This window comes from Xanthomonas sp. SHU 166, from assembly GCF_000364685.1.
Taxonomy (GTDB): Bacteria; Pseudomonadota; Gammaproteobacteria; order Xanthomonadales; family Xanthomonadaceae; genus Xanthomonas_A; species Xanthomonas_A sontii.
The window spans coordinates 1-5,238 of record NZ_AQOJ01000942.1; the positions used below are offsets into that span (position 1 = coordinate 1).

Genomic DNA, 5,238 nt, shown 5'->3' on the forward strand with positions numbered 1-5,238 from the left:
TCGCCGACCAGCACGCTGTCGAAGGGCTGCGCCGCAAGCAGCCCGGCGAGCAGACGCATGCCGGTGCCGGCGTTCCCGCAATCCAGCTCGCCCTGCGGCGCCTGCAGCCCATCGACGCCCACCCCATGCACGATGCGCTGCGACGGCGACGGCGTCTCGATCCGCACCCCGAGCCGCGCGAAGATCGCCGCGGTCGAACGCGTGTCCTCGCCCTCGAGAAACCCCTCGATCCGCGACGTGCCATCGGCCAACGCCGCGAACATCACCGCCCGGTGCGACACCGACTTGTCCCCCGGCACCGTCAGCGTGCCCTGCAGCGCAGTGCCGCGCGTTGCGATCCAGCCTTGCTCGTTGCTCATCATCGTTCCTGAAAGTCCAACCACCCGAAGATCCACCACCACCCGGCGACATCGGCGCCGCTACAGCGCGCTTGCGCTGCTGCCACGACGCCTACACCAAGTCAGCCACCGCCGTTGCCGTTGCTCTTGCCGTTGCTGTTGCTCTTGCTGTTGCCGTTGTTCTTGCTTTCGCTGTTGCTCTCAATCCCCCCGTGAGGGCTGGCGGACACGGCGGGTAAAACCCCGTGAGAGGCGACGCGCAGGATGCGCGTCGTTTTCGGCAGGCACATGGATGTGCCTTCCGAAAATTCCCGTCGTGTCCGCGGACCCCGCGCGCAGCGCGGGGCAGCCCGCCCGGGGGTGTGTTTCTTTTGGTTACTTTTCTTTGCACAAGCAAAGAAAAGTGACTCGCGCGCAAGCGCGAAAGCTGTTGCTGTTGCTGTTGCTTCTGCTGTTGCTTCTGCTGTTGCCTTCCCGCTTTTCTCCAGCCAACCACGTTAGAGCACTTGACTGTTAATCAAATGGCCTTTTGTTTTGGCCGTCGCGCCGCGACGAAAGGACGGCTCGATCAAGGCACCGCCACCGGATAAGACCCCAACACCTTGATCTGCGCCGAATGCGCCTTCAACTCCGCCAACGCCAACTTCATCGCCTCATCCTCCACATGCCCCGCCAGATCGATGAAGAACCCGTACTCCCACTTCGCCTGATGCGACGGCCGCGACTCGATCCGATTCATGCTGATCCCATGCCGCGCGAACGGACTGAGCACATCGAACAACGCACCCGGCTTGTCGTGGATGAACACCAGCACCGACGTACGATCGTGCCCCGACGGCGGGAAGATCTGCCGCCCGATCACCAGGAAGCGCGTGGTGTTGTCCGCGTCGTCCTCGATCGACTTCATGATCACCTTCTTCAGCGCATACACATGCGCCGCACTCTCCCCGCCGATCGCCGCCGCATCGTCGGCATTGCGCGCCCGGCGCGCGCCTTCGGCGTTGCTGGAGACCGGAATCTTCTCCACCTTGGGCAGGTTCGCGCGCAACCAGCCGGCGGTCTGCGCGAACGACTGCGGGTGCGCGTAGATCCGCTCGATCGCGTCCAGCCGCCCGCTGCGCGAGAGCAGGAACTGGTGCACGCGCAGCTCGGTCTCGCCGCAGATCTTCAGGTTGGAGGTCAGGAACATGTCCAGGGTGACCTGGATCGTGCCCTGCCCCGAGTTCTCCACCGGCACCACGCCGAAGTCGGCGTTGCCGCTTTCCACTTCCTGGAACACTTCCTCGATGGTGGCCATCGGCAGGCCCACCGCCGAGCGGCCGAAGTGCTTGAGCACCGCCTGCTGGCTGAAGGTGCCTTCCGGCCCCAGGTAGCCGATCTTCAGCGGCTCCTGCTGCGCCAGGCACGCGGACATGATCTCGCGGAATACGTGCACCAGCACTTCGTCGCTGAGCGGGCCCTGGTTGCGGTCCACCACCATGCGCAGCACCTGCGCCTCGCGCTCGGGCCGGTAGTAGTCCACCGCCGCGGCAAGCTTGCCCTTGGCCTTGCCGACCTGGTGCGCGAACTGCGCGCGCTCGGCGATCAACGCCTGGATGGTGCGGTCGATCTCGTCGATCTTGGCGCGCACGTCGGCCAGGGCCGGCGTGGCGGCGGGTTTCGCAGGCTTGGCCGGCTTGGCGTCGGCGGCGGGAGATTTCTTCGGCTTTGCGGCCATGGATCGGGGGTTCCTCGGTGGTCCGGATCGCCTGCGCGATCCGGTCGCGGCTGAAGCCGCTCCTACAAAAATCGGCGACTCAGCCGTGGCGCTGCTGGAAGTCGTGCATGAACGCGACCAGCGCCTGCGCGCCGGCCAGGGGCATGGCGTTGTACAGCGACGCGCGGATGCCGCCGACCGCCTTGTGGCCCTTCAGCGCCAGCAGGCCGGCCGCCTTGGACTCGGCGACGAAGCGCGTGGTGAGGGTCTCGTCCGGCAGGAAGAACGGGATGTTCATCCGCGAGCGCACCGCCGCCGCGACCTCGTTGCGATAGAAGCCACCGGAGGCGTCGATCGCCGAATACACCAGCGCCGACTTGGCCTGGTTGCGCGCGGCGAACGCCTCCACGCCGCCCTCGGCCAGCATCCACTTGAACACCAGCCCGGCCAGGTACCAGTTCCAGGTCGGCGGCGTGTTGAGCATGGAGTCGCGCGCCACATGCGAGCGGTAATCGAAGATGTCCGCGCGCGGCTGGCCGGCGCGTTCGAGCAGGTCGCGGCGGATGATCACCACCGTGACGCCGACCGGGCCCAGGTTCTTCTGCGCACCGGCGTAGATCAGCGCGTACCTGGACACGTCGATCGGCTCGGAGGCGATGCTGGAGCTGAAGTCGGCGAACAGCGGCACGTCGCCGACGTCGGGCGTGTCGCGGAACTCCACGCCGTGGATGGTCTCGTTGGCGGTGATGTGCACGTAGGCGGCATCCTCGCGCAACTGCCAGGCGGCGCGCGGCGGGATGTCGCGGAAGCCGTCGGCCTCGCTGCTGGCGGCCACGTGCACGTCGACGTAGGGCCCAACCTGCTTGATCGCGGTCTTGCCCCAGTGCCCGGTCACCACGTAGTCCACGGTCTGCCCGGGCGCGGCGAAGTTCAGCGCCAGCAGCGCCTGCTGGGTGGTGGCGCCACCGGCCAGGAACAGCACGGCGTAGTCGTCGGGAATGCCGATCAGCCGGCGCAGGTCGGCGTCGGCCTGTGCCGCCACCTCCATGAACTCGGCGCCGCGGTGGCTCAGCTCCACGATCGAGGCGCCCACGCCGTTCCACTCCAACATCTCCGCCTGCGCCTGGCGCAGGACCGATTCCGGCAAGGCAGCGGGGCCGGCACTGAAATTGAACGCGCGCGTCATGGGGCACCTATCGGACAGGACCCCTAGTATGCCGCAGCGCAACAGCTTGCGGCCCGGGCAATTTAGGTTGCATTTGCATCCATTCGCCCTGCGCATGCGTAGTCTGTGGTGAAGTCCCCGCCACTGCTCGCCCCCTTCGCTCCAGGAGTCCGCCATGTCGTTGCGCGATGCCCTCACCGTCCCCAGCCGCGAGATCACCGACGAGGCGGTCTACCGCGACCGGCGGCGCCTGCTGCAGGCCCTGGCGCTGACCCCGGTGGCTGGCCTGGTCGGCTGCGCCGACGCCGAGCCGCCGGCCCCGCCCAAGACCGTGGTGACGCCGGAGCAGGCGCGCAGCGGGTTCCGCACCAACGAGGAGCTGACCCGCTACGAGGACGTGACCAGCTACAACAACTTCTACGAATTCGGCACCGACAAGACCGATCCGTCGAAGGCGGCCAAGACCCTGCGCACCTCGCCATGGTCGGTGAAGGTCTCCGGCGAATGCGAGAAGCCCGGCACGCTGTCCCTGGACGACCTGCTCAAGGGCCATACGCCCGAGGAGCGGGTCTACCGGCTGCGCTGCGTGGAAGGCTGGTCGATGGTGATCCCGTGGCTGGGCGTGCCGCTGGGCGACGTGCTCAAGCGCTTCGCGCCGACCTCCAAGGCCAAGTATGTCGCCTTCACCACCCTGGCCGATCCCAAGCAGATGCCCGGCATCCGCTACAGCTCGATCGACTGGCCGTACAAGGAAGGCCTGCGCATCGACGAGGCCATGCACCCGCTGACCCTGCTCGCCACCGGCCTGTACGGCAAGCCGCTGCCGCAGCAGAACGGCGCGCCGCTGCGGCTGGTGGTGCCGTGGAAGTACGGCTTCAAGAGCATCAAGTCGATCGTCGAGATCCGCTTCGTCGAGCGCATGCCGGAAACCGCCTGGCACGAGCTGCAACCCTCCGAATACGGGTTCTTCTCCAACGTCAATCCGGCGGTGGACCATCCGCGCTGGAGCCAGAAGACCGAGCGCCGCATCGCCGGCAAGGCCAGCAAGCTGTTCGCCGAGCGCATTCCCACCCGCCCGTTCAACGGCTATGCCGATCAGGTGGCGTCGCTGTATGCGGGGATGGATCTGAAGAAATGGTATTGAGGAGAGGCTGGGAATGGGGAACTGGGAATCGGGAATGGGAAAAGCGCGGCGCCTGGTGGTTGCCTCGCGCGACGGCTGGAGTCGCAGTCGGCGTGCCGCGTGGCGCCTGTGCCAACACGGCGCGATGACGGCGCATGGCTAAGACCTCCGCTTCGTTGATCGCCGCCAAGGCGGTGGTGCATGCGCTGGCGCTGGCGCCGATGGCGTACCTGGGCTGGCAGTTCTGGCAGGTGTGGCAGACCGGCAGCGATGCGCTCGGTGCCGATCCGGTGGCCGAGGTCGAGCATCGCACCGGGTTGTGGGCGCTGCGGCTGCTGCTGTTGACCCTGGCGATCACCCCGCTGCGGCAACTGACCGGGCAATCGGTGCTGCTGCGTTTTCGGCGCATGCTCGGGCTGTACGCGTTCTTCTACGCGACCGTGCATCTGGCGGCCTACCTGGGGCTGGACCTGCGCGGCTACTGGACGCAGATCTTCGAGGAGATCGTCAAACGCCCGTACATCACCGTCGGCTTCATGGCGTGGCTGCTGCTGGTGCCGCTGGCGATCACCTCCACCCAGGGCTGGATGCGCCGGCTCAAGCGCAACTGGGGCAAGCTGCACAAGGCGATCTACGCGATCGGCGTGCTGGCCGTGCTGCACTTCTGGTGGCTGGTGAAGTCGGACATCCGCGAACCGCTGCTGTACGCGGCGATCCTGGCGGTGCTGCTGGGCTGGCGCGGCTGGCGGGCGCTCAGCGCGCGCCGAACCAAAGCAGGCCGCTGAGCGCGGCGGCCAGCAACAAGGCGCTGAGCAACAGCCACGGCCAGCGCCGCGCGGTGGCCGGGCGTGGCGCCACCGCCGGGGTCAGCGCGAGCGCGGCCAAGGCGGGGTCGTCGCGCAACGGCTCGGCACCG

At 67.4% G+C, this 5,238-nt stretch carries 4 protein-coding genes and 1 pseudogene; 2 read left to right on the plus strand and 3 right to left on the minus strand.

From position 1 onward, the window contains the following. From D180_RS21125 to serC, 3 genes and pseudogenes are all read right to left on the minus strand, one after another. A pseudogene (locus D180_RS21125) lies at positions 1-362 on the minus strand (3-phosphoshikimate 1-carboxyvinyltransferase); the annotation flags it as partial. Positions 363-906: 544 nt separating this feature from the next. Then, the gene (gene pheA, locus D180_RS21130; RefSeq protein ID WP_017910781.1) at positions 907-2,055 is read right to left on the minus strand and encodes a prephenate dehydratase; all 1,149 of its coding nucleotides are present in this window, start codon (positions 2,053-2,055) and stop codon (positions 907-909) included. 79 nt (positions 2,056-2,134) lie between these two features. Continuing rightward, positions 2,135-3,220: a 3-phosphoserine/phosphohydroxythreonine transaminase gene (serC, locus tag D180_RS21135; RefSeq protein WP_017914335.1), complete on the minus strand. Its 1,086-nt coding sequence runs from the start codon at positions 3,218-3,220 to the stop codon at positions 2,135-2,137. Positions 3,221-3,374: 154 nt separating this feature from the next. On the opposite strand from serC, the gene msrP reads away from it, so the two are divergent. Both msrP and msrQ read left to right on the plus strand, forming a co-directional pair. Then, entirely contained in the window at positions 3,375-4,343 is a 969-nt protein-coding gene (gene msrP, locus D180_RS21140) for a protein-methionine-sulfoxide reductase catalytic subunit MsrP (protein WP_017914336.1), read from the plus strand. A 134-nt stretch (positions 4,344-4,477) separates the two neighbouring features. Continuing rightward, complete coding sequence (gene msrQ, locus D180_RS21145; protein WP_043091501.1) at positions 4,478-5,107, plus strand: protein-methionine-sulfoxide reductase heme-binding subunit MsrQ; 630 nt, start codon at positions 4,478-4,480, stop codon at positions 5,105-5,107. Positions 5,108-5,238 lie beyond the last annotated feature (131 nt).